This window comes from Kocuria tytonis (assembly GCF_003226895.2).
Taxonomy (GTDB): domain Bacteria; phylum Actinomycetota; class Actinomycetes; order Actinomycetales; family Micrococcaceae; genus Kocuria; species Kocuria tytonis.
In genome coordinates this window covers 76,045-97,852 of record NZ_PNJG02000001.1, presented here as the reverse complement: position 1 = coordinate 97,852, position 21,808 = coordinate 76,045, and the positions used below count along the sequence as shown (strand labels likewise).

The following is a 21,808-nucleotide window of genomic DNA, read 5'->3' as shown; positions in this document are numbered from 1 at the left end:
GCAGGTGCTGCGACCCGCCGTTCCTGCGGGCCCCGCACCGCAGGAGACCGCGAGCGCCCGGATGACGGCCGCGGGTCAGAGCACGAGCATCGCCGAGCACTCCGGGCACTGCGGGACCGCACTGTCCGGCGTGGCCTCCAGCGCGGCGGCGTCCGCGGGGCTCAGCCGGGTGCCGCACGCGCCGCACGTCCCGTTCTCCCAGCGGGCGACGGCGATCCGGCCTCCCCCGCGCGCGGTGCGCAGCCGGTCGTAGCGCTCCAGCAGCGGGGCGTCCGCGATCCCGGCGGCCAGCCGTGAGCGCTCGGCGCCGAGCCGGGCGTGCTCCTCCCTGAGCCGGGTCAGCTCCGCGTCCCGCTCCGCGACCGCCGCGCGGGCCTCGGCGTCCGCGGCGCGCAGCAGGGGCTGCTTGCGCTCCCGGTCAGCGGCCACCTCCTCGGCGTGGTCCATGGCGCTGAGCTGCTCCTCCTCCGCCCGGCCCCGCTGGGCGAGGAGCGTGTCGATCTGGTGCTGGATGCCCATCAGGTCCTTGGACGTCCCGCCCGTGTTCAGCCGCTCGGTGTCCCGGTCGATCCTGGTCTGGATCTCCGAGACCTTCGCCTCCGCACGCGCCACGGCGTCCTGCGCCGCGCGCTGTCCGGCGTCGAGCTCCCGGGCGGCCGCGATCGCCCGGGTGCGGCGCGTCATCAGGGCGGCCACGCGTTCGGAGCTCTGCAGCTCCTTGGCCCGGGCGAGGGTGGTCAGCAGCTGCGAGTCCACGCCCTGCAGCTCCAGGAGTGCGGGAAGGGTTTCGCGGGACGGTGTCATGGGGTCTCCTCGGGGTGAATCGTCGTGGATCGGGGCGGGCGCGGGGCGGATCAGTCGTGCGGTGCCACCACCGTGAAGTCCCACGGATCGGTGCGCAGCGTGCTCACGTGGATCGCCACCTCGAACCCCCGGGAGGCGAGCACCCGGTGCAGGTCCTCGGCCGCCCACGGCAGCCACAGCGCCTCGCTCGCGGAGTGGGCGGCGTCGATCAGCGCCGGGGTGCCGTGCTCCCCGGGTCCCAGGGCGCGCTCGCGGGCCTCGGACGCCGGGTGGTGCCGCAGGTCCGCCGTCACGTACACGTCCGCGCCGTGGGAGCGGACGACGTCGAACAGGGAGTCCCCGGAGCCGCCGCACACCGCCACCGTGCTCACGCGGCGACCGGGGTCACCGGCCACCCGCAGCCCCTGGGCCGTGGCGGGGAGCCGCGCCGCGAGCCGGTCCGAGAGCTCCCGGAGGGTCACCGCCCCGGCCAGGGTGCCCACGCGCCCCAGCCCCACGCGGGGGTCCGTGGCGTGCGGGACGAGCGGTGCGGCGTCGTCGGGATTCACGCCGCAGGCCGCGATCAGGGCGTCGGAGACACCGCGGCGGGCGGAGTCCGCGTTCGTGTGGCAGCAGAGCAGGGCGCAACCGTGGTCCACGAGGTCGTGGACCGCGCGGCCCTTGAAGCCGTCCGCGGCCACCGAGGTGACACCGCGCAGCAGCAGGGGGTGGTGCGTGAGCAGCAGGTCCGCGCCCGCCTCGACGGCCTCCCGGACGACCCCGTCCACCGGATCCACCGCGAGGTGGATGCGCTCGACCACGCTCTCCGGCCGGCCCACGGCGAGACAGGAGGCGTCCCAGTCCTCCTGCAGGTGGAAGGGCCACAGGGAGTCCGCCGCGGCGACGACGTCCTGCAGGGTGGGGTGCGGACCGGGTGACGGGCGATCGGTGCTCATGGGGCCATCCTAGGAGCGCGGGCCGCGCGCGGACCGGGAATCTTCTGGCGCGTCACGCGTTGTACTGGGCATGACTTCATCGACACCGCAGACGTTCGTGCTGGCCGGTGGCTGCTTCTGGTGCCTCGACGCCGTGTACCGCAGGGTGCGCGGGGTGCAGGGCGTGCGCAGCGTGTACACGGGAGGTCACACGGAGCACCCCGACTACGAGTCCGTGTGCTCCGGGACCACCGGCCACGCCGAGGCCGTGGAGGTCACGTTCGACCCGGACGTGGTGCCCGCGGAGGTGATCCTGGACCTGTTCTTCACGGGCCACGATCCCACCACCCTGAACCGCCAGGGCTACGACGTGGGCACCCAGTACCGCTCGGCCATGTTCCCCGCGGACGACGAGCAGCGCCGCACGTTCGAAGCGGCGATCTCCCGGGCGCAGGAGCTGTTCGACGACCCCGTGGTCACCACCGTGGAGCCCTTGGGGCCCCTACACGAGGCCGAGGACTTCCACCAGGACTTCTACGGCAACCAGCCGTTCAACGGCTATTGCCAGGTGATCATCAACCCCAAGCTCGCGAAGGTCCGCAAACGTTACGCCGCGTGGCTCACGGACTGACCCGGCTGCGCAGACCGCCGATACGCTGAAACGGACTCCGGGCAATTCCGGGCGGCGTCACCATGCCGTCCGTCGCTAACCCGCAGAACACAGGAGACAAGTGATGGGCAAGATCTACAACGACGTCACCGAGATCGTGGGGGGCACCCCCCTGGTGCGCCTCAACCACCTCGATAAGGACCTCCCCGGCAACGTGGCGGTCAAGCTCGAGTTCTACAACCCCGCCAACTCGGTCAAGGACCGGATCGGCAAGGCCATCGTGGACGCGGCCGAGGCCTCCGGGCAGCTCAAGCCCGGTGGGACCATCGTGGAGGGCACCTCGGGCAACACCGGGATCGCCCTGGCCATGGTGGGCGCGGCACGCGGCTACAAGGTCATCCTGACCATGCCCGAGACCATGTCCACCGAGCGCCGGGTCATGCTGCGCGCGTACGGCGCGGAGATCGTGCTCACCCCGGGCGCGGACGGGATGCGCGGTGCGGTGGACAGGGCCCAGGAGATCGTGGACACCACGGAGAACGCGATCCTGGCCAGCCAGTTCGCCAACCCCGCCAACCCCAAGGTGCACTACGAGACCACGGGCCCTGAGATCTGGAACGACACCGACGGCGCCGTGGACGTCTTCGTCGCGGGCATCGGCACGGGCGGCACCATCTCCGGTGCCGGCAAGTACCTCAAGGAGCAGAAGCCGGAGGTCCGCCTGATCGCGGTGGAGCCCTCCGACTCCCCGCTGCTGACCGAGGGCAAGGCCGGACCCCACAAGATCCAGGGCCTGGGTGCCAACTTCGTGCCGGACGTCCTGGACCGTGAGATCTACGACGACGTCTACGACGTCACCGTGGAGAACTCCGTGCAGTACGCCCGGGAGCTCGGCAGCAAGGAGGGCATCCTGGGCGGCATCTCCACCGGTGCCATCATCTGGGCCGCCCTCCAGGAGGCCGCCAAGGAGGAGAACCGGGACAAGCTCATCGTGGCCGTGGTCTGCGACTTCGGTGAGCGCTACATCTCCACGATCCTCTACGAGGACATCCGCGGCTGACCCGTTCCGGACCCCGTTCTGCGGCTGATCGAGGCGGAGCACTTCCGCCCCGGTCGGCCGCGCTTGATGTGGGCCGCACCGCCCGCCCCGATCACCACCGTCCAGCTCCGAGGAGGAACAGCACGTGAGCTTCTGGCGCAGACTCCACGAGGACCTCGACACCGCCCGCACCCACGACCCGGCGGCCCGGTCCTCCGCGGAGATCCTCCTCAACTACTCGGGTCTGCACGCCATCTGGGCGCACCGGCTGTCCCACCGGCTGTGGCAGAACCCGGAGCGCAGACTCGTGGCGCGGACCGTCTCGCAGCTCGCGCGCTGGGCCACGGGTGTGGAGATCCACCCCGGGGCCACGATCGGGCGGCGGTTCTTCATCGACCACGGCATGGGGGTGGTGATCGGGGAGACGGCGGAGATCGGCGACGACGTGATGATCTACCACGGAGTCACCCTGGGCGGGCGTTCCCTGGAGCCCGTGAAGCGCCACCCCACCGTGGCGGACCGCGTCACGATCGGCGCGGGCGCCAAGATCCTGGGCCCGATCACGGTGGGCCGGGACTCGGCAGTGGGCGCGAACGCGGTGGTCGTCAAGGACGTCCCCGAGGACTCGATCGTCACGGGCATCCCGGGCAAGGTGCGCCGCCGCACGCCGGAGAAGCAGGAACCGCTCGTGGACCCGGCGGCCTACATCGATCCCGCCATGTGGATCTGAGGCGAGCCACCGCCAGGCCGGGCAGCGGCACCCCGGTCTGCCGACCGGTCTCGCCGCCGCGGGCCCACCGGCCCGGATCCCGGCCGGACAGGGCAGCACGGTCGGACCGGGACGGAGCACGACGACGGGCCGGGTTCCCCGCGGGGAGCCCGGCCCGTCGTCATGCCGCGCCGCCCATGTCGACGCCGCCAGTCGGCGCGGTCAGGAGACGGTCTCGGAGCGGTCCCCGCTCCACAGGACGTGGAAGCTGGAGTCCGGGTCGTCGATGCGCTTGTAGGTGTGCGCCCCGAAGTAGTCGCGCAGCCCCTGGGTCAGCGCGGCGTTCAGCCGGGGGCGGCGCAGCGCGTCGTAGTACGCGAGCGAGGAGGAGAACACCGGCGCGGGGATGCCGCGCTCCACGGCGCGCGCCACCACGCGGCGCCACGCGGGCAGGGCGTCCTCGATGGACTTCACGAACTCGGGGGCGAACAGCAGGTTCAGCGGCGCCTTGTCCCCCTCGTACGCGGCCATGATCACGTTCAGCAGCTCGGCGCGGATGATGCAGCCGTTGCGCCACAGGCTCGCGATCGTGGCGAGGTCCAGGCTCCAGCCGTACTCGCGCCCGGCCATGGTGAGCATGTCCAGTCCCTGGGCGTAGGAGACCAGCTTGGACGCGTACAACGCCTTGCGGACGTCGTCCACGAACTCGGGATCCCGCACCACGTCCTCCGTGGTGTCACCAATTCCCGCCGGGAGCACCTCCTGGGCCTCCTTGCGCATGGCGGGCGCGGAGGAGGAGAGCGCGCGGGCGAACACGGACTCCGCAATGGCGGTGACCGGTGAGCCGAGCTCCAGTGCTTCCTGCACGGTCCAGCGCCCGGTGCCCTTCTGGCCCGCGGCGTCCGCGACGACGTCGATGAACGGCTTGCCGGTCCTGGAGTCCACCTGGCGCAGCACCTGCGCGGTGATCTCGATCAGGTAGGAGGACAGCTCGGTGGTGTTCCACTCCTCGAACACGTCCGCCTGCTCGGCGGGCTCCAGCCCGGCCACCGAGCGCAGCAGCTCGTGGGCCTCGCCGATCACCTGCATGTCCGCGTACTCGATGCCGTTGTGCACCATCTTCACGAAGTGCCCCGCACCGTCGGTGCCGATCCACGCGCAGCAGGGGGCGCCGTCGTCCGCCTTGGCGGAGATGTCCTCGAGCATGGGCCCCAGGGTCTTGTAGGACTCCTCGGAACCGCCCGGCATGATGGACGGGCCGTTGAGCGCGCCCTCCTCACCGCCGGAGACGCCCACGCCCACGAAGTGCAGGCCCTTCTCCGCACACTCGCGTTCGCGTCGGCGGGTGTCCTGGAAGTACGAGTTGCCGCCGTCGATGATGATGTCGCCCTCGTCCAGCAACGGGGTGAGCTGCTCGATCACGGAGTCCACCGGGTCGCCGGCCTTGACCATGATCAGCACGCGCCGCGGGCGCTCCAGGGAGTCCACGAGCTCCTGCATGGTCTCCGTGCGGATGAAGTCGCCCTCGGAGCCGTGCTCCTGGATCAGGGCGTCCGTCTTCCCGGAGGAGCGGTTGTGCAGCGCCACGGTGTAGCCGTGGTGCGCGAAGTTGCGGGCGAGGTTGGCGCCCATCACGGCCAGGCCGGTGACGCCGATGTGAGCTTTCTTTTCTGCTGCCATGACACCCAGCCTACGCACCCACGGGGATCGTGTGCAGCCGACCCCGCAGCGGGCACCCGTTGCGCGGCGGGCACGAAGAACCCCGGGATGCCAGCATCCCGGGGTTCTTCGTGTGGTGGAGACCGACGGAATCGAACCGCCGTATCTGTCACGCCCGAAGGCGATCAAGCGCACCAGCGTCCCCGTGTGTTCAACGCACCGAAGCGCGCCGGACACCAGAAGCTTAACGCATGATGACGTGCGCCTGTCAAACCGGGGACCCGCAGCCGCCCGACACGTGGGCAAGGTCACCGTGTTGCCGGACCGTGACGTGTCACCCACCCGGTAGGCTGTGCGGGAATCGGGTGCTGGCAGCTGTTCCAGTCGTGCCCACCCGATCCTCGGGCCTTTAGCTCAGCTGGTAGAGCGCTACGTTTACACCGTAGATGTCGTCGGTTCGATCCCGGCAGGGCCCACCACCGGTGACGGCGCCGTCAGCCGACCGGCGGTCGCCACATCCCCGTGGCCGGCACCGTTCCGCGGCACGGCACGGGACCGCGGGACACGAAGCCGAAGCGCTCGTAGTAGGGGATCAGATCCGTGGTCGACGCCTCGAGGTAGGTTCCCGCGCGCTGCCGGTCGACCACCGCCAGCCGCTCCTGGACGAGCCGCGTGCCCACGCCGGTGCCCTGCGCCTCGGGAAGGGTGCCCACGGCCTTGAGGTACCAGTGGGGAGTTCGCGGATGGGCTCGCTGGGCCAGCAGCTCCGTGGTGAACGCGTCGGGGAACCGCGACCGGAAGATGCGCAGGTACGCCACGACCCCGGGCAGCATCTGCGGAATGGAGACCTTGCTGCCGGGGGCCTCCCACAGCGCCACCCCGAGCGGCCGGGACTCCCCCGGGCTCACCGCGAGGTATGCGTGGCCGCCCGCGTGGAACGTCTCCAGGAGGATCCGTTCCCACAGCAGCGTCAGGGGGCGGGCCACGTCACCGCGGGGCAGCATGCCCACGACGTGCGCGTCCGTGGCGAACGCCGCGGCCAGTGTGGCCGCCGCGCCGGGGGTGTCCGCCGGGGTGGCCGTGACGATCTCGATCCGCCGGGCGGAGCCCTCGGGTGCTTCCTGGTTCTTGGACACCCGCCGAGGGTAGCAGTCCGTGCGGCGCCGTGGACGCGGAGGCCCGTGATACGTCCCGCGGGCACGCGCCGCCCCTCCCCCCGCTACAGCAGCCGGGGTTGGGTGACGGTTTCCGCCGCCTTCTTCGGGCGACGACGCCGTGGGGCCGGTTGCTTTCCGCTCGCCCCGGACTCCTCGGGTGCGTCCGCGGCGTCCTCCGCGGGCGGGGCGTCGGCACCGCGGCGAGCCGGGCGACGTCGCGGGCCGGGTGCCGCGCCGGTGCGGGCGGCCGGCGGCACGAGCGTCTGCTGCCCCGCAAGCTCCGCCTGCTGGTCCCGCAGCACCGCGATGGCGCGCTCGAAGTCCTCGAGACCGTCGAACGCCTGGTAGACGGACGCGAAGCGCAGGTACGCCACCACGTCCAGGCGGCGCAGCGGCGGGAGGATGGCGAGGCCCACGTCGTGGGCCTCCACCTCGGCGCTGCCGGAGGCCCGGATGGACTCCTCGACCTCCTGGGCGAGCATCGCCAGGTCGTCCTCGCTCACAGGACGCCCCTGGCAGGCCTTGCGCACGCCGTTGACGATCTTCTGCCGGTCGAACGGCTCCGTGACGCCGGAGCGCTTGATCACGGAGATGGACGTGGTCTCCAGCGTGGAGAACCGGCGCCCGCACTCGGTGCAGCGGCGGCGGCGTCGGATGGCGGTGCCGTCGTCCGAGGTGCGGGAGTCCACCACCTTGGAGTCGTTGTGGCGGCAGAACGGGCAGTGCATGTCTCAGGCCTCTCCGTGGATCTCGTGGGCCGGGGCCCCGTTCGCCGTGTCCCGTCCCGGCGACGGTGCTCCGGCGGCATCCGACCCACGGGACGGCCCGCACTCCGCCGGGCCCGGCCCCGGAACGGCGGCCCCCGCCCCCGCGGTGGGGGCGGACTCCGAGCGGATGGTCACGGCGCGGCCGTGCGCGGGCAGGTCCTCGCTCGCGGACAACGCCACGATGTCCGGCTCGAGTTCCGCGAGCGCGTCCCGGGAGTACTCGACGACCTGGACGGCCTTCATGAACGAGGCGGCCTGCAGCCCGGACTGGAACACGGCGGTCCCGCCCGTGGGCAGCACATGGTTGGAGCCTGCGGCGTAGTCCCCCAGCGGGACCGGGCTGTACGGCCCCACGAAGACGGCACCGGCGTTGCGGATCCGCGCGGCCACGTCCCGGGGGTTCCGGGTGTGGATCTCCAGGTGCTCGGCGGCGTACGCGTCCGCCACCGCAATGGACTGCTCGAGACCGTCCGTGAGGACCACCCCGGACTGCGGGCCGCCCAGGGCCGTGGTGATGCGCTCCCGGTGGCGCGCGGCCGGCACCTGCGCACTGAACTCCCGCTCCACCGCGCGCGCGAGCTGCGGGGAGTCCGTGATCAGCACGGACCCCGCGGCGGGATCGTGCTCGGCCTGCGAGATCAGGTCCGCGGCCACGTAGCGGGGATCCGCGGCGTCGTCGGCGAGCACCGCGATCTCGGTGGTCCCCGCCTCCGCGTCCACCCCCACCACGGAGCGCAGCTGCCGTTTGGCCATGGCCACGAAGATGTTGCCGGGACCCGTGATGGTGTTCACGGGCTCCAGGACGTCCGCACCGTCCGTGAGGCCGTACGCCATGGCGGCGAGAGACTGCGCACCGCCCACGGCCCAGACCTCGGCCACGCCCAGCAGCCCGGCCGCCCCGAGGATCACGGGGTGCGGGAGCCCGCCGAACTCCTTCTGCGGCGGGGAGCACAGCACCACGGACTCCACACCGGCGGCCTGTGCCGGCACCACGTTCATGACCACGGAGGACGGGTACACGGCCAGTCCCCCGGGGATGTACAGACCCGCGCGGCGCACGGGTGTCCAGCGGTGGCGCAGCGTGGCGCCGGGGGCCACCTCCACGGTCACGTCCGCGGGGCGCTGCGCCGCGGCGAACGCGCGGGTGCGCGCAATGGCGGTCTCCAGCCCGCGGCGCACCGCGGGGTCCAGTTCCGCCACGGCCCGCTCGATGTCCTCCCGGGGCACTCGGATCCGGTCCTGGGTCACGCCGTCGAACCTCTGTGCCAGTTCGCGCACGGCATCCGCACCGCGCCGGCGCACGTCCGCGATGATGCCGCGCACACTGTTCTCGGCGTCGGCGACCGACGACGCCGCCTGGCGCGGCACCGCACGGCGCAGCTCGTCCCAGCCCAGCTGCCTCCCCCGCAGGTCGACGACCCGCAGGTAGCAGCCGTTCTCGGCGGTGGACGGAAGATCAGGGGTGTGCGTGCTCACCGTTTCAGTCTACAATCGCGCACCCCCGGTGCCCGGCCACCCCTGGCAAGGGCCGCCTCAGGCCTCCAGGCAGGCAGGGCCCAGCAGCACCTTGAGGTCCCCGAACAGCGCGGGCGAGGGGTTCACCCGGTACTCCGGGCCCAGGCGCATGATCTGCGTGCAGCGCCGGGTGTCCAGGTGGATGCGCACCTCGGAGTCCCCCCTGTGGTTGCGCAGCACCTCCCCGATCCGCCGGATGGTGGCCTCCGTAGCCCGGTGCTCGGGCAGTGCCACGCACACCGGTCCGGAGGAGCCGTCCACGCTCAGCTCGGGAACCGTGAGCTCCTGGGCGGAGATGGTGATGGAGCCGTCGTCGCGGCGCTGCATCCGGCCCTTGATCACGCAGATCAGGTCCTCGGTGAGCACCCCGGCGATGGGCGCGTACGCCTTGCCGAAGAACATCACCTCGATGGACCCGGAGCGGTCCTCGAGCTCCACGCGGGCGTAGGCGTTGCCGGAGGACTTCGCGATCCTGCGGGACAGCGAGGTGATCATGCCGCCGATGGTGACCACGGCGCCGTCGGGCCGGGTGTTCTCCTCCGTGAGCAGCGGCGCGATGGCCGTGTCCGTGTACTGGCCCAGGGCGTCGTCGAGCCCGCGCAGGGGATGGTCCGAGACGTAGAGACCCAGCATCTCGCGCTCGAAGGCGAGCAGGTCCTTGCGCTCCCACTCGGGGACGTCCGGGACCTCCACGGAGAACGTCTCCTGGTCCTCGTCCTCGGCGCCACCCATGGCGAAGATGTCGAAGGTGAACTCGCCGTTGTCCTCCTTCTTCTTCTGCGCCACGACGTCCTCCACGGCCTGCTCGTGGCACATCACCAGGCTGCGGCGCGTGTGGCCGAGCTGGTCGAAGGCGCCGGCCTTGATCATGGACTCGATGGTGCGCTTGTTGCACACCACCGCCGGGACCTTGGCCAGGAAGTCGGTGAAGGACGCGAACTTCCCCTGCTCGTTGCGCGCGTCCACCATGGCCTGGACCACGTTGGCGCCCACGTTGCGCACCGCACCCATGCCGAAGCGGATGTCCGTGCCCACGGGGGTGAAGTTCAGCTCGGACTCGTTGACGTCCGGCGGCAGCACCGTGATGCCCATGTGGCGGCACTCGGTGAGGTACATGGCCAGCTTGTCCTTGTCGTCGCCCACCGAGGTGAGCAGCGCGGCCATGTACTCGGCCGGGTAGTGGGCCTTGAGGTACGCGGTCCAGTAGGACACCAGGCCGTAGGCGGCGGAGTGGGCCTTGTTGAACGCGTAGTCCGAGAACGGCAGCAGGATGTCCCACAGCGCCTTGACGGCGGCCTCGGAGTAGCCGCGGTCGATCATCCCCTGGTGGAAGCCCTGGTACTGCTTGTCCAGCTCCGCCTTCTTCTTCTTGCCCATGGCGCGGCGCAGGATGTCCGCCTGGCCCAGCGAGTAGCCGGCCACCTTCTGGGCGATCGCCATCACCTGCTCCTGGTACACGATCAGCCCGTAGGTGGTGCCCAGGATGTCCTCGAGCGGCTCGGCGAGCTCGGGGTGGATGGGCGTGATCTCCTGCGCGCCGTTCTTGCGCAGCGCGTAGTTGGTGTGGGAGTTCGCCCCCATGGGCCCGGGCCGGTACAGGGCGATGGTCGCGGAGATGTCCTCGAAGTTGTCGGGGCGCATGAGCTTGAGCAGCTGCCGCATGGGACCGCCGTCCAGCTGGAACACCCCGAGGGTGTCCCCGCGTGCGAGCAGCTCGTAGGAGCCGGGGTCGTCGATCGGCAGGTGCTCCAGGTCCAGCACGAAGCCGTCCCGGTTGAGCGTGATGTTCTCCAGGGCGTCGGAGATGATCGTGAGGTTGCGCAGCCCCAGGAAGTCCATCTTGATCAGCCCCAGGCCCTCGCACGTGGGGTAGTCGAACTGGGTGATCACCTGGCCGTCCTGCTCGCGGCGCATGAGCGGGATGATGTCGATCAGCGGGTCCGAGGACATGATCACGCCCGCGGCGTGCACACCCCACTGGCGCTTGAGCCCCTCCAGACCCTGGGCGGTCTCGAAGACCTTCATGGACTCGGGGTCGTCCTCGAGCACCTCGCGCAGCTCCCCGGCCTCGTCGTAGCGCTTGGCGTCCTTGTCGTAGACGTCCTGCAGGGAGATGCCCTTGCCCATGACGTCCGGCGGCATGGCCTTGGTGAGCCGCTCCCCCATGGAGAACGGGTAGCCGAGCACGCGGGAGGAGTCCTTCAGGGCCTGCTTGGCCTTGATGGTGCCGTACGTCACGATCATGGCCACGCGCTCGTCGCCGTACTTCTCCGTGACGTAGTGGATCACCTCGGAGCGGCGGCGGTCGTCGAAGTCCACGTCGAAGTCGGGCATGGACACGCGGTCCGGGTTGAGGAAGCGCTCGAAGATCAGCCCGTGGGCCAGGGGGTTCAGCTCGGTGATGCGCATGGCGTACGCGACCATGGAACCGGCGCCGGAGCCACGGCCCGGACCCACGCGGATGCCGTTGTCCTTGGACCAGTTGATGAAGTCCGCGACCACCAGGAAGTAGCCCGGGAAGCCCATCTGGATGATGATCTTCTTCTCGTACTCGGCCTGCTCCCGGACGTCGTCCGGGATGCCACCCGGGAAGCGGTAGTGCAGCCCCTTCTCGACCTCCTTGACGAACCACGAGGTCTCGTCCTCGCCCTCGGGGGTGGGGAAGCGCGGCATGTAGTTGGCGGAGGTGTCGAAGTCCACCTCGCAGCGCTCGGCGATCTCCAGGGTGTTGTCGCAGGCCTCCGGGAAGTCCCGGAAGACCTCCCGCATCTGCTCCGGGGACTTGAGGTAGAACTCGTCGGCGTCGAACTTGAAGCGCTTGGGGTCCTGCAGGGTGGAGCCGGACTGAACGCACAGCAGCGCGGCGTGGGACTTGGCGTCCTCCGCGTGGGTGTAGTGCAGGTCGTTGGTGGCCACCAGGGGCAGGTTCAGCTCCCTGGCCAGGCGCAGCAGGTCCCCGGTGACCCGCTTCTCGATGCCCAGCCCGTGGTCCATGAGCTCGCAGTAGAAGTTCTCGGCCCCGAAGATGTCCCGGAACTCCGCGGCGGCCTTCACGGCCTCGTCGTACTGGCCCAGCCGCAGCCGGGTCTGCACCTCGCCCGAGGGGCAGCCCGTGGTGGCGATCAGCCCCTTGCCGTACTGGTTCAGCAGCTCCCGGTCCATGCGGGGCTTGTACAGCTGCCCCTCCAGGGACGCCTTGGTGGACGCCCGGAAGAGGTTCTGCATGCCCTCGCTCGACTGCGCGAGCAGGGTCATGTGGGTGTAAGCGCCGGCTCCGGAGACGTCGTCCCGCCCGCCGTCCGCGAACTTCACGCGCGTGCGGTCCTGCCGGGCCGTGCCCGGGGTCAGGTAGGCCTCCACACCGATGATCGGTTTGATCCCGGCGGAACGGGCCTTGTTCCAGAAGTCGAACGCGCCGAACACGAACCCGTGGTCCGTGGTGGCCAGGGAGTCCATGCCCAGCCGGTGGCACTCCTCGAAGAGGTCGTTTAGGCGCGCGGCACCGTCCAGCATGGAGTACTCGGTGTGCACGTGGAGATGGGTGAAGCCTTTTTTGCCGGTCGCCGAAGTCACCCGTTCATTCTAGGCCGCGGCGTGGCCGTCCCGGCCCGCGGGGCGCCGGAGATCCGTCATAGCTGCGGGCCACCCTCCCGCAGGGTCTCCACGGCGTAGGCGAGGTCCGTGGGGTACGGGCTCTCGTACTCCACGTGCTCCCCCGTGGCGGGGCTCGTGAAGCCCAGCCGCTTGGCGTGCAGCCACTGCCGCGTCAGTCCCAGTCCAGCGGAGAGCGCGGGATCCGCCCCGTAGGTGAGGTCCCCGCAGCACGGGTGCTGCAGGGCGTTGAAGTGCACGCGGATCTGGTGGGTGCGCCCGGTCTCCAGGTGCACCTCCACCAGCGACGCCCGCCCGAAAGCCTCGAGCACCTCGTAGTGCGTGATCGAGCGTCGCCCGTCCTGCAGCACGGCGAAGCGCCACTCGTGACCGGGGTGGCGCCCGATGGGTGCGTCGATGGTGCCCCTGAGCGGGTCCGGGATGCCCTGCACCACCGCGTGGTACACCTTGGTGACCGTGCGCTCCTTGAACGCCCGCTTGAGCTGCGAGTAGGCGCCCTCCTCCCGGGCCACGACCATGAGCCCGGAGGTCCCCACGTCCAGGCGGTGCACGATCCCCTGCCGCTCGGGGGCGCCCGAGGTGGCCACGGAGATCCCCGCGCCGGCCAGGGCCCCCACCACGGTGGGTCCCTTCCACCCGGGTGAGGGGTGGGCCGCCACACCGGCGGGCTTGTCGACCACCACGTAGGCGGGTGCCACGTGCACCAGGCGCAGGTCCGGCACGTCCTGCGGGGCGATCCGGTGCGGGTCCTCCGGCACGGGGACCTCCACCGCGTACGTCTCGGACATCGCGACCCGGTGGGACTTGGCCACCGGCCGCCCCCGGTGGCTCACGCGGTCCTCCGCGCACAGCTGCGCGGCCGCGGAGCGGGACAGGCCCGTCCAGGCGGCCACGGCGGCGTCGAGCCGGACGCCCTCCTGATCCGCGGACGCCGTGAAGCGCTCGCTCACGAACTGCGGCTGCGAACCGGTGGGACGGGTGCGCTCAGGACTCACGGGTGCCCTCCATGTCGCGGTCGGTCAGCAGGAGCAGCAGCACCAGCGCGATGCCCACCACCACGCCGCAGTCCGCGACGTTGAAGATCGCGAAGTGCGGCACGGCAATGAAGTCCACCACGTGCCCGCGCCCGAATCCCGGGTCACGCAGCAGCCGGTCCGTGAGGTTCCCGCCCGCCCCTCCGAGCACCAGCCCGAGGGCCACCGCCCACCACGGGTCCCGCACCCGGCGCAGCAGCCACAGGATCCCCACGACCACCGCGGCCATCACGAGCGTGAAGACCCACGTGAGCCCGGAGCCCAGGGAGAACGCGGCTCCGCTGTTGCGGATGTGCTCCCACCACAGCAGCCCCGGGACCACGGGGTACTCACGGCCCGGGACCAGGGTGTGCACCACCCACAGCTTGGCGAGCTGGTCCGCCGCGTACAGCGCGGCCGCCACGGTCAGGGACGCAAAGACGCAGCGGCGGTCCGTCCGTCGCCGGACGGGTGCCGCCGCTGCGTCGCGGGTGCGATCGCTCACAGGCGCTTACTTGGTGCCCGTGCGCTTGCCCGTCACGGCCCGGGAGGCGTCCACGGGGGCGAGGGACCCGGTGTTGTCCAGGTCGCGCAGCTGGGTGTTCAGGAAGCTCTTGAGGTTCCCGCGGTAGTCCGCCTCGAAGGTCCGCAGCTGGGCCACGGCGGCCTCGAGGTCCACCTTCTCGTTCTCGAGCGAGGACAGCGTCTGCTCCTTGGTGCGCTTGCCCTCGGCCACGAGGTGGTCCGCCTGGGTGCGGCCCTCGGTGATCAGGCGCTCACGCTCGGCCTGCCCCTGGGAGACGTAGTCGTCGTGCAGCTTCTGGGCCATGGCGAGCACGGCCGCCGCGGACTGCGTGGTCTCGGTGGACGCAACGCCGCTCGCCTCGCCCGACTGTGCGGGGGCCGACTGTGCGGGGGCCGACTGGGCGGGGGCCGACTGGGCGGGGGTCGACGACGCCGCGGCCGGGGCCTGCGCCTGGCCCACCTGCGTGGTGCTCGCCGTGGCGGTGCTCGCCCCGGTGCCGGTGGAAGCCGCACCCGTGGGCGCCACGGTCGCGGGTTCGGACACCGAGGAGGTCCCCGACGAGGCGGGGCGCTCGGACGCCGGGGTCACGGTGGACTCGTCGTCGGCGGCGGGCCGCGCGGCGTCGTCGCCGTCCGGGCGTCCGCCGAGGGTCTCCACCTGCTTGCGCAGGGTGTCGTTCTCCTGGTGCAGCCGGCGCAGCTCCTCGACCACCTCGTCGAGGAAGTCGTCCACCTCGTCCTGGTCGTAGCCCTCGCGGAACTTGGTGGGCTGGAACCGCTTGTTGATGACGTCTTCTGCTGTCAGAGCCATGGGATGTTCCTCCTCGTGGTGAATTGAACCGCTCGGCTCCGCGATCGGATCGAGCTGGGCCGCGATGACCGGCGGACCCGCGGTGGATTCCGGCCCAGGATACAACCGCGCACCCGTGGCCGGTGGACGTGGGTCACGCGCGCACCAGGAGCCCGCCCACGACGGACTGCAGGATGCTGATCGCGAAGACCAGGATCAGGAACCCGAGGTCCAGCGACACCCCGCCGAAGCGCAACGGGGGCACCAGTCGACGCAGCGCGTTCATCGGCGGGTCCGTCAGGGAGTAGATCGTGGAGGCGGCCACCAGGGCGAGACCCCGGGGGCGCCAGCCGCGCGCGAACATCTGGACCCAGTCCAGCACGAGGCGCCCGAGCAGGGCGATGTACAGGACGTGGACCACCAGGTAGACGATCGACAGCGCAATGCCCACGGTCAGCCCTCGACCTGCTCGAGGGAGCCCGTGTCCTCGTCGATGTCCTCGGTGTGGCCCTGGTCCCGGACCTCCACGAAGGAGGGCGTGAGCAGGAACACCTTGGCGGTGACCCGCTCGATGGATCCGTGCAGGGCGAACACGAGGCCCGCCGCGAAGTCCACGAGCCGCTTGGCCTCGGTCTCACCCATGTCGGACACGTTCATGATCACGGGGGTCCCGTCCCGGAACGCCTCCCCGATGGACTTGGCGTCGTTGTACGACCGGGGGTGCACGGTGGTGATGGTGCGCAATTCGTTGTCGTCCTCTCGGGAACTGGGAGCCCGCTTGATGGGGGTCACGGGGGCTCGGTACTCGGGGGAGCGGCGCGCCACGGAGGTGCTGCCGCTCTCGCTCGCGACGGCGGACGAGCCGCTCGCGGTGCTCTGGGGGGTGTCCCGAGGGCGGGGGGGCGCTTCGGAGATGTACTCGTCGTCGCTCTCGGCCAGCCCGAGATACACCATGGTGCGACGCAGCGCTCCGGCCATGTTCTCTCCTCGATTGCTCCAGCGGGGGACGTGCGTCGACCCGCGTGTCGTCCGTCTTTACGCTACCGCACCGCGGGCCGGGGCCCGAGGACATCAGATCCGATCCGCACGTGCGTGGCCCCTGCGGCGACGGCCGCCTCCAGGTCACCGCTCATGCCGGCGGAGACCACCCGCGCCCGGGGGTACTCCCGCTGCAGGTGCTGGGAGATCTCCCACAGTTTCTCGAACGCGGCACGCGGGTCCCCCTCGCGAGGGGCCACCGCCATCACACCGCCGAGCTGCAGGCCCTCGGTCCCCGCGACGGCGCGGGCGAGGTCCGCGACCGCGTCCGGGTGGGCGCCGCCGCGGGTGTCGTGCGCGCTCGCCTCCGGGTCCAGGTTCACCTGCACGAGGCACGTGAGGTCCGACTCCGCGCACGGGCCCGGCGCCGTCTCCCCGGCGGCCACCGCGTCCCGGTGCGAGCGCACCGCCCGACCCAGGGCCGTCACGAGCGAGGCCCGGTCCACCGAGTGCACCCAGGACGCGTAGCGCACCACGTGCTTGGCCTTGTTGGACTGCAGCTGACCCACGAAGTGCCACACGGGAGGGCTCACGGGCGGTTCCTGCGCGTGGAGCGCACGGGCCACCTCGGCGGCCTTGGGACCGGCCTCCTGGTCCTTGTTCTCCCCCACGGCGCGCACCCCGAGCTCGCGCAGCCGCAGCACGTCCGCGGCCGGGAAGAACTTGGTGACCACCACGAGCGAGGGCAGCTCTCCCCCGTGGGCGCGCTGCTCGTCCCGCTGCCGGGCGGCGTCCAGGATCCGCTGCCGCACGGCCGAGAGCCGCTGCGCGAGTTCCGCGGTGCGCCGCGGGTCCTGCGGGTTCGTGTCCGTGCTCATGCGGCGTCCTTTCCGCCCACCGGCCAGACCAGACCGGCGAGCCGTCCCGGGGTGGAGTCCCGGCGGTGGGAGTAGAGGTTCTCGTGCTCCAGGGTGCACCACGCCCGGCGGTCCGCGCACTCCGGCGCCACCGCGACCCCCTGCGCCTCGAGCAGGGTGCGTGCGGCGCCCGGCAGGTCCAGCCCCGTGGTGCCCCACGAGGTGGTGACCGCGATCCCGGGGAGCACCCGCTGCGCGTCCTCGGCCATCTCCGGGGGCACCTCGTAGCACCGGCCGCACACGGCCGGTCCGATCCAGGCCGTGACGTCCCGGGCGCCGTGGCCGCGCACCACGCCGAGCGTCCGCTGCAGGACGCCGTCCAGCAGGCCCCTGCGCCCCGCGTGCGCCACGGCGAGCACGGGCGGCCCGTTGCGCGCCTCCCCGGGCCGGCCCACCAGGACCACCGGCAGGCAGTCGGCCGTGAGGATGCCCAAGGGTGTGCCGTCCGCACTGACCGCGGCGTCCGCCTCCGGGGCCGAGGCGGGAGCAGGGGTCCCGGTGACGTCCTGCACCGTGGTCCCGTGCACCTGCCGCACGTAGCGCACGGGCCCGATCCCCAGCGCCGTCTCCACGGCACGACGCCGCCGCGCCACGGCCGCGGGGTCGTCCCCCGTGTGGGCGGCGAGGTTGCCCTCGGTCACGTCCGTGAACGCGATCCCCGCCGCGCTGTCTTCGCTCTGGAACCACATGTCGTTCTCCTGCCCGGTGTCCGGTTCTGCTGCGGCAACGTGAACGGGGTGGCCATCCGGTCGGATGGCCACCCCGTGTCTCACGGTGGGTTCGCCGCGCGTCGCATCACGGCGTTGCCGTGCGCGGTGACGGGTGCCGCAGCGGCACCCTCGTGGCGGTGCGGGTGCCCGGCACCCGTCGGGTCACTTCAGGAAGTCAGGGAAGTCCAGGGAGTCCTTGCGCGCGGAGCCGTTGGAGGTGGACGTGGCGTCCGACTCCGCGGGCAGGTCCACGTCGAACCCGGCGTCGTCGGGGACGTCGTCGTCCTGGTTCTGCCGGGAGCCGAAGCCACCGGCGGGAGCACCGTAGGAGTTCGAGCCCCGCTGCGGGGACCGTCCCACGCCCGAGGGGCGGGAGGCGTCGCCGCCGAAGGCCGCGCGGGTGCTCTCGGCCTGGCGCTGCGCCGGCGAGGAGTTGTTCGCGTTGGTCTCCTGGGACACGGAGTCGAAGCCGGCCGCGATCACGGTGACGCGTGCCTGGTCCCCCAGGGCGTCGTCGATCACGGCACCGAAGATGATGTTCGCCTCCGGGTGCGCCACCTCCTGCACCAGACGGGCGGCCTCGTTGATCTCGAACAGGCCGAGGTCGGAGCCGCCCTGGATGGACAGCAGCACACCGTGGGCGCCGTCGATGGAGGCCTCCAGCAGCGGGGACGCGATGGCGAGCTCGGCGGCCTTCACGGCGCGGTCCTCGCCCTGTGCGGAGCCGATGCCCATGAGCGCGGAACCGGCACCCTGCATCACGGACTTCACGTCCGCGAAGTCCAGGTTGATCAGCCCGGGGGTGGTGATCAGGTCCGTGATGCCGGAGACACCGGAGAGCAGCACCTGGTCCGCGGACTTGAAGGCGTCCAGCATGGACACGTTGCGGTCCGAGATGGAGAGCAGCCGGTCGTTGGGGATCACGATGAGCGTGTCCACCTCGTCCCGCAGCGTCTCGATGCCGTTCTCGGCCTGGTTCGAGCGGCGCCGGCCCTCGAAGGTGAACGGACGGGTGACCACGCCGATGGTCAGCGCGCCCAGCGAGCGGGCGATGCGGGCGACCACGGGGGCGCCACCGGTGCCGGTGCCGCCGCCCTCGCCCGCGGTCACGAAGACCATGTCCGCGCCCTTGAGGACCTCCTGGATCTCCTCCTCGTGGTCCTCGGCGGCCTGTCGGCCCACGTCCGGGTTGGCGCCGGCACCGAGGCCGCGGGTCAGCTCGCGGCCGACGTCGAGCTTGACGTCCGCGTCGGACATCAGCAGTGCCTGGGCATCGGTGTTGATGGCAATGAACTCGACGCCGCGCAGACCTTCCTCAATCATGCGGTTGACGGCGTTCACGCCGCCGCCGCCGATGCCGACCACCTTGATGACGGCCAAGTAGTTCTGGGGGGTTGAGGAGTCCATGTGCACCTAACTCGCGTGGGCTTGCGGGGATGTGGGATTGCTGGGAAATATCTCAAGTCTGGCGTGAAACTTTTAGTGTACCGTCGATAACGCCGCACGTCATTCCACTGCGGACCAGGATAACAACCCCGGGGTTGTCGTCCCCATCATATTCCCACGTGTTACCGGCCCGTGCCACATTCGTCCTGGGCGTCCCCAGGTCTCAAGTTTCACCCTGCAGTTGAGACAGACGCCGCCGCGTCACCTGACCACGGGATGCATGGGTGCCGAGACGTCGATCAGCGCGGCCCCGTCCGCACGGTGGGAGTTCACCAGGGCGGCGACCACCTTCGACTTCACCTCGCTGTCGCTCGCGTCCCCCCACAGCACCTTCGTGCCGTCCTTGAAGGTCAGCTCGACGGCGGACCCCGAGGGCGCGGCGGCACCGTCCAGCCGGGAGAGCACGTCCGCGGGCAGGGCAGCGAGCACGTCGGAGACGTCGTGGAACTTCTGCGTGCTCAGCACGTCACGTCCCCCCGCGACCAGGGGCACGTCCGGTCGCCGGGCGCCGGGCACGGAGCTCAGGGGTTTGCCCTCGGAGTCCACCAGCACCACCTCGTCACCGTCCTGCACCACCGCCACACCCACCCGCTCGTGCAGCTGCACGGAGATGGTGTGGGGCACCTCGAAGGCCACGTCCACGGACTTGACCTGGGGGACGTCCCCCACCGACGCCATCACGTCCTGCTTGGAGATCCTGGTCATGGGCACCCCGTGGTACCCGGACAGCGCCTCGCGCACCTTCTGCGGGTCCGTGAGCGTCGCACCCCGGACGTCGATGGTCCGGGTGGCGAACAGCGGCGAGAAGAAGACCACCAGGGCGAGGACGGCCAGCACGAGCAGCGACAGCAGGACCGCGATCAGCCGCCGGTGCCGACGCCGCCACGGACGGTGCGGGAACTGCAGCACCGTGGACCCGTCCTGTGGGGCTTCCGCCCCGGCCGGGGGCTCCTCGTCCGGCTCGGAGGCGGCCGCCCGCGCCGCCCTGCGTCGCGCGCGCCACGTGGAGAAGCGGCCGCCCGCCTCGGGTGCGGCCTCGAACTGCCCGGTGTCCACGCGGCTGGCCTTCGCGCCGTCGTTGACCCGGACCCGCGGCGCCGTGGCGTCGTCTGCACCGGGTGCGGCGGCGGCGTCCTGCGCAGCGGCGGATGCGGGGCCTGGTTCCGCACCGGCCCGGGCGGCGCCGCGCAGCGGGGGCTGGTGCGGGGGGACGGAGCGGGCCATCAGTGCCGCGCCAGGGCCGCGAGGACCCGGGGACCGAGCGCCGTGACGTCTCCGGCGCCCACCGTCATGACCACGTCCCCGGACTCGGCGCGGTCCACCACGGCGGCGATCGCCTCGTCCGCCGAGGGTGTGGAGAGCACACGGTCACCGCTCGCGTGGTCCGTGATGGTGGCGCCCGTGATGCCCGGCTCCGGCTGCTCACGCGCGCCGAAGACGTCCGTCACGCAGGCGAAGTCCGCGGCCTCCAGCGCACGGCAGAACGGCTCGGCGAACTCCCGGGTGCGGGAGTACAGGTGCGGCTGGAAGATCGCGAGCACGCGGTGTCCCTGCGCCACGTCCCGCGCCGCGGCGAGTGCCGCGGCGACCTCCGTGGGGTGGTGCGCGTAGTCGTCGAAGACGCGCACGCCGCGCCGCTCTCCCTTGAGGTCGAAACGGCGGGCGGATCCGTGGAACCCGGCGAGACCTGCAATCAGCCGTTCGGGGTCCGCGCCCGCGGCGAGGCCCGCCGTGAAGGCGCCCGCGGCGTCGGCCACGTTGTGCGCCCCGGGCACCGCGAGCGTCAGCCGCGCCGTGCGTGGCTCGCCCCCGGCGGTGAAGGACAGCCGGCACGTGGAACCGGTGCCCGCGGGCACGATCGCGCTGACCACCACGTCGGCCTCGGGGTGCACGCCGTAGCTGAGCACCGCGCCCCCGCGCTCACGACGGCGCCGGGCCAGTCCGGCGGCCCCGGCGTCGTCCGCGCACGCCACCAGCACACCACCCTCACGAATCGTGTCGGAGAACGCGTCGAACGCCTCGAAGAAGGCCTCGGTGCTGCCGTAGTGGTCCAGGTGGTCCGCCTCCACGTTGGTCACCACCGCGACCCGCGGGTGGTAGGCCATGAAGGAGCCGTCGGACTCGTCCGCCTCGGCCACGAACCACTCGCCCGCACCGAATCCGGCATTGGCGCCGAGGTCCGCCACGTGCGCGCCGATCGCCCAGGACGGGTCGAGACCGGCGGTGCGCAGGGCCACGGCGGTCATGGCGCTGGTGGTCGTCTTGCCGTGGGTGCCGGCCACCGCGATCACGTGGCGGCCGTGCATCGCGGCGGCCAGCGCCTCGGAGCGGTGCAGCACCCGCAGCCCGGACTCCCGCGCCGCGGCCAGCTCCGGGTTGTCTTCCTTGATGGCGGTGGAGACCACCACCGTGGCCGCACCGGAGACGTTCTCGGCCCGCTGGCCCACGAAGACCTCGGCGCCCAGGGACTCGAGCTGACGCAGCCCCGGCGAGTCCTTCGCGTCCGAGCCGCTGACGGCCACCTCACGGGCGAGCAGCAGCCGCGCCACGGCGGACATCCCCGCCCCTCCCATGCCGATGAAGTGCACGCGGCCCAGGCTGTGGGGATCGAGGGGTTGCTGGCTGTTCACGGTGCTCTCCTGG

The 21,808-nt window shown here is 71.6% G+C and carries 21 protein-coding genes, 3 tRNA genes and 1 pseudogene; 6 read left to right on the top strand and 19 right to left on the bottom strand.

The features are described 5' to 3' along the window. Positions 1 to 75: 75 nt before the first annotated feature. Both C1C97_RS00430 and C1C97_RS00425 read right to left on the bottom strand, forming a co-directional pair. Positions 76 to 804 (bottom strand): zinc ribbon domain-containing protein, encoded by a 729-nt coding sequence (locus C1C97_RS00430; protein WP_110919146.1) that lies wholly within the window; start codon positions 802 to 804, stop codon positions 76 to 78. Positions 805 to 854: 50 nt separating this feature from the next. Next, the gene (locus tag C1C97_RS00425) at positions 855 to 1,739 is read right to left on the bottom strand and encodes a Nif3-like dinuclear metal center hexameric protein (RefSeq protein ID WP_121029524.1); all 885 of its coding nucleotides are present in this window, start codon (positions 1,737 to 1,739) and stop codon (positions 855 to 857) included. Between the two features lie 70 nt (positions 1,740 to 1,809). Between C1C97_RS00425 and msrA the strand changes: the two genes are divergently transcribed. The 3 genes from msrA (at position 1,810) to epsC (ending at position 4,097) form a co-directional block, all read left to right on the top strand. After that, positions 1,810 to 2,349: a peptide-methionine (S)-S-oxide reductase MsrA gene (gene msrA, locus C1C97_RS00420; RefSeq protein WP_121029522.1), complete on the top strand. Its 540-nt coding sequence runs from the start codon at positions 1,810 to 1,812 to the stop codon at positions 2,347 to 2,349. A gap of 103 nt (positions 2,350 to 2,452) precedes the next feature. Continuing rightward, complete coding sequence (gene cysK, locus C1C97_RS00415) at positions 2,453 to 3,388, top strand: cysteine synthase A (RefSeq protein WP_110919143.1); 936 nt, start codon at positions 2,453 to 2,455, stop codon at positions 3,386 to 3,388. A gap of 124 nt (positions 3,389 to 3,512) precedes the next feature. After that, positions 3,513 to 4,097: a serine O-acetyltransferase EpsC gene (gene epsC / locus C1C97_RS00410; RefSeq protein WP_110919142.1), complete on the top strand. Its 585-nt coding sequence runs from the start codon at positions 3,513 to 3,515 to the stop codon at positions 4,095 to 4,097. 201 nt (positions 4,098 to 4,298) lie between these two features. Here epsC and gndA read toward each other — a convergent pair whose 3' ends face one another. Both gndA and C1C97_RS12260 read right to left on the bottom strand, forming a co-directional pair. Continuing rightward, positions 4,299 to 5,756 (bottom strand): NADP-dependent phosphogluconate dehydrogenase, encoded by a 1,458-nt coding sequence (gene gndA / locus C1C97_RS00405; RefSeq protein ID WP_110919141.1) that lies wholly within the window; start codon positions 5,754 to 5,756, stop codon positions 4,299 to 4,301. Between the two features lie 113 nt (positions 5,757 to 5,869). Continuing rightward, positions 5,870 to 5,940, bottom strand: a tRNA-OTHER gene (locus C1C97_RS12260). A gap of 198 nt (positions 5,941 to 6,138) precedes the next feature. Here C1C97_RS12260 and C1C97_RS00400 point away from each other — a divergent pair. Next, positions 6,139 to 6,214: transfer RNA gene (locus tag C1C97_RS00400), tRNA-Val, on the top strand. A 15-nt stretch (positions 6,215 to 6,229) separates the two neighbouring features. On the opposite strand, the gene C1C97_RS00395 is transcribed toward C1C97_RS00400, so the two are convergent. The 4 genes from C1C97_RS00395 to C1C97_RS12255 form a co-directional block, all read right to left on the bottom strand. Next, positions 6,230 to 6,871 carry a GNAT family N-acetyltransferase gene (locus C1C97_RS00395; protein WP_121029520.1) on the bottom strand — a complete coding sequence of 214 codons (642 nt, stop codon included), beginning with the start codon at positions 6,869 to 6,871 and terminating at the stop codon, positions 6,230 to 6,232. An 83-nt stretch (positions 6,872 to 6,954) separates the two neighbouring features. Then, positions 6,955 to 7,620 (bottom strand): transcriptional regulator NrdR, encoded by a 666-nt coding sequence (gene nrdR, locus C1C97_RS00390; RefSeq protein WP_110919139.1) that lies wholly within the window; start codon positions 7,618 to 7,620, stop codon positions 6,955 to 6,957. A 3-nt stretch (positions 7,621 to 7,623) separates the two neighbouring features. Next, positions 7,624 to 9,135, bottom strand: a complete 1,512-nt coding sequence (gene hisD, locus C1C97_RS00385; protein ID WP_121029518.1) for a histidinol dehydrogenase — start codon at positions 9,133 to 9,135, stop codon at positions 7,624 to 7,626. 57 nt (positions 9,136 to 9,192) lie between these two features. Then, the gene (locus tag C1C97_RS12255; protein WP_158591134.1) at positions 9,193 to 10,044 is read right to left on the bottom strand and encodes an OB-fold nucleic acid binding domain-containing protein; all 852 of its coding nucleotides are present in this window, start codon (positions 10,042 to 10,044) and stop codon (positions 9,193 to 9,195) included. Between C1C97_RS12255 and C1C97_RS12250 the strand changes: the two genes are divergently transcribed. After that, positions 10,003 to 10,135, top strand: a tRNA-OTHER gene (locus C1C97_RS12250). The two genes, C1C97_RS12255 and C1C97_RS12250, sit on opposite strands and share 42 nt — an antisense overlap. Further along, complete coding sequence (locus C1C97_RS12245) at positions 10,100 to 10,354, top strand: hypothetical protein (protein WP_158591109.1); 255 nt, start codon at positions 10,100 to 10,102, stop codon at positions 10,352 to 10,354. Before C1C97_RS12250 ends, C1C97_RS12245 begins: the two co-directional genes overlap by 36 nt. A 188-nt stretch (positions 10,355 to 10,542) precedes the next feature. Here C1C97_RS12245 and dnaE read toward each other — a convergent pair. From dnaE to murC, 11 genes and pseudogenes are all read right to left on the bottom strand, one after another. After that, positions 10,543 to 12,687 (bottom strand): annotated as a pseudogene (gene dnaE / locus C1C97_RS12735) (DNA polymerase III subunit alpha); the annotation flags it as partial. A gap of 116 nt (positions 12,688 to 12,803) precedes the next feature. Next, positions 12,804 to 13,781 (bottom strand): RluA family pseudouridine synthase, encoded by a 978-nt coding sequence (locus C1C97_RS00375; protein WP_110919137.1) that lies wholly within the window; start codon positions 13,779 to 13,781, stop codon positions 12,804 to 12,806. After that, positions 13,771 to 14,304 carry a signal peptidase II gene (gene lspA, locus C1C97_RS00370; RefSeq protein WP_233542635.1) on the bottom strand — a complete coding sequence of 178 codons (534 nt, stop codon included), beginning with the start codon at positions 14,302 to 14,304 and terminating at the stop codon, positions 13,771 to 13,773. Before lspA ends, C1C97_RS00375 begins: the two co-directional genes overlap by 11 nt. 6 nt (positions 14,305 to 14,310) lie before the next feature. Continuing rightward, positions 14,311 to 15,135 carry a DivIVA domain-containing protein gene (locus tag C1C97_RS00365; protein ID WP_121029514.1) on the bottom strand — a complete coding sequence of 275 codons (825 nt, stop codon included), beginning with the start codon at positions 15,133 to 15,135 and terminating at the stop codon, positions 14,311 to 14,313. A gap of 133 nt (positions 15,136 to 15,268) precedes the next feature. Next, the gene (locus tag C1C97_RS00360) at positions 15,269 to 15,565 is read right to left on the bottom strand and encodes a YggT family protein (RefSeq protein ID WP_110919134.1); all 297 of its coding nucleotides are present in this window, start codon (positions 15,563 to 15,565) and stop codon (positions 15,269 to 15,271) included. 2 nt (positions 15,566 to 15,567) lie between these two features. Beyond that, complete coding sequence (locus tag C1C97_RS00355) at positions 15,568 to 16,092, bottom strand: cell division protein SepF (protein ID WP_121029512.1); 525 nt, start codon at positions 16,090 to 16,092, stop codon at positions 15,568 to 15,570. A gap of 62 nt (positions 16,093 to 16,154) precedes the next feature. Next, positions 16,155 to 16,970, bottom strand: coding sequence for a YggS family pyridoxal phosphate-dependent enzyme (locus tag C1C97_RS00350; protein ID WP_121029510.1), 816 nt, complete (start codon positions 16,968 to 16,970; stop codon positions 16,155 to 16,157). Next, positions 16,967 to 17,698, bottom strand: a complete 732-nt coding sequence (locus C1C97_RS00345; protein ID WP_110920893.1) for a polyphenol oxidase family protein — start codon at positions 17,696 to 17,698, stop codon at positions 16,967 to 16,969. Before C1C97_RS00345 ends, C1C97_RS00350 begins: the two co-directional genes overlap by 4 nt. 183 nt (positions 17,699 to 17,881) lie before the next feature. Continuing rightward, positions 17,882 to 19,126: a cell division protein FtsZ gene (ftsZ, locus tag C1C97_RS00340; RefSeq protein WP_110920894.1), complete on the bottom strand. Its 1,245-nt coding sequence runs from the start codon at positions 19,124 to 19,126 to the stop codon at positions 17,882 to 17,884. Between the two features lie 240 nt (positions 19,127 to 19,366). After that, on the bottom strand, positions 19,367 to 20,389 hold the full coding sequence (locus tag C1C97_RS00335; protein ID WP_121029508.1) for a cell division protein FtsQ/DivIB: 1,023 nt from the start codon (positions 20,387 to 20,389) through the stop codon (positions 19,367 to 19,369). After that, positions 20,389 to 21,795, bottom strand: coding sequence for a UDP-N-acetylmuramate--L-alanine ligase (gene murC / locus C1C97_RS00330; RefSeq protein ID WP_121029506.1), 1,407 nt, complete (start codon positions 21,793 to 21,795; stop codon positions 20,389 to 20,391). The genes C1C97_RS00335 and murC overlap by 1 nt, the downstream gene beginning before the upstream one ends. Between the last annotated feature and the right edge of the window lie 13 nt (positions 21,796 to 21,808).